Source organism: Adonisia turfae CCMR0081 (assembly GCF_011009555.1).
Classification (GTDB): domain Bacteria; phylum Cyanobacteriota; class Cyanobacteriia; order Phormidesmidales; family Phormidesmidaceae; genus Leptothoe; species Leptothoe turfae.
This window is the reverse complement of the sequence record NZ_QXHD01000017.1, coordinates 1-1,067: the sequence shown is the minus strand read 5'-3', so window position 1 is coordinate 1,067 and position 1,067 is coordinate 1. Positions and strand designations below refer to the sequence as shown.

Below are 1,067 nucleotides of genomic sequence, written 5' to 3'. Positions count from 1 at the left end.
GGCTTTGGTGCGTGAATAAGGTAGCTGCGGAGCCATAGAAGCCGGTAAAGTGCAGTTACCACACAAACACGGTACCGATGAAACGCCCCTACAAACTCCGCAACTGGTCTGAGTATAACGCCGCCTTGGTGAAGCGAGGAAGTCTGACCTTATGGCTGAGTGATGAGGTGATTGCCGGGTGGAAAACCACTCAAAAGACAGAGAAACCTGGAGCCTCCAAGGAGTACAGTGACTTAGCCATTCAAACGTTATTGACCTTCAAAGTGATTTATGGGCTGGCCTTACGTCAAACAATTGGCTTTGCGGGGTCTATCTTCGAGCTGATGGGAGTATCGGTCGAGTTACCGGTGCATACAACCCTGTCGCGTCGCCAAAAGACGCTAACGATTGACGTACCGACTAAGCCTGCATCCGGTGGTCGTCATGTGGTGGTCGATAGTACGGGTATTAAAGTGTATGGAGAAGGGGAATGGAAAACCCGTCAGCACGGGGTGAGTAAACGTCGTACCTGGCTCAAACTACATTTGGGGGTCGATGAGCACACCGGAGAGATTCTGGCTGCCGTCGTCACCTCAAATTCAATGAGTGATGGCGAGGTGTTGCCAGATCTATTGGACCAAATTCCAGACGATATTGACCAAGTGAGTGCCGATGGGGCCTACGACCGCACCTATTGCTACGATGCCATTGATGAGCGCGAAGCAACCGCAGCCATTCCTCCCCGGAAGGATGCCAAAATTTGGTTCCATGGCAATCGCAAGGGGGACCCTCATCCGCGCGACGAAAACCTACGAGCTATTCGCAAAAAGGGACGGTCTACCTGGAAAGAAGAGATTAACTATCATCGACGGTCTTTGAGTGAAACCATGATGTATCGACTCAAAACCATTTTCACAGGTGACGTGTCTGCACGATGTATTGAGAATCAAACGACAGAATTACTGTTGGAATGTTCAATTATCAACCAGTTCACTCACTTGGGGATGCCGGACAGCTACCCTGTTGAAGGCTAAGATCGACCTCCTAAAGGACTGATCTGTCTGACAGAATATTCACGCACCAAAGCC

The 1,067-nt window shown here is 50.2% G+C and carries 1 protein-coding gene; it reads left to right on the top strand.

Annotated elements, in window-relative coordinates; translation table 11 throughout:
* Positions 1-77 precede the first annotated feature (77 nt).
* A complete protein-coding gene (locus tag DXZ20_RS37110) occupies positions 78-1,013 on the top strand; it encodes an IS5 family transposase (RefSeq protein ID WP_163696824.1) in 936 nt (311 codons plus the stop codon).
* The last annotated feature ends 54 nt before the right edge of the window (positions 1,014-1,067 follow it).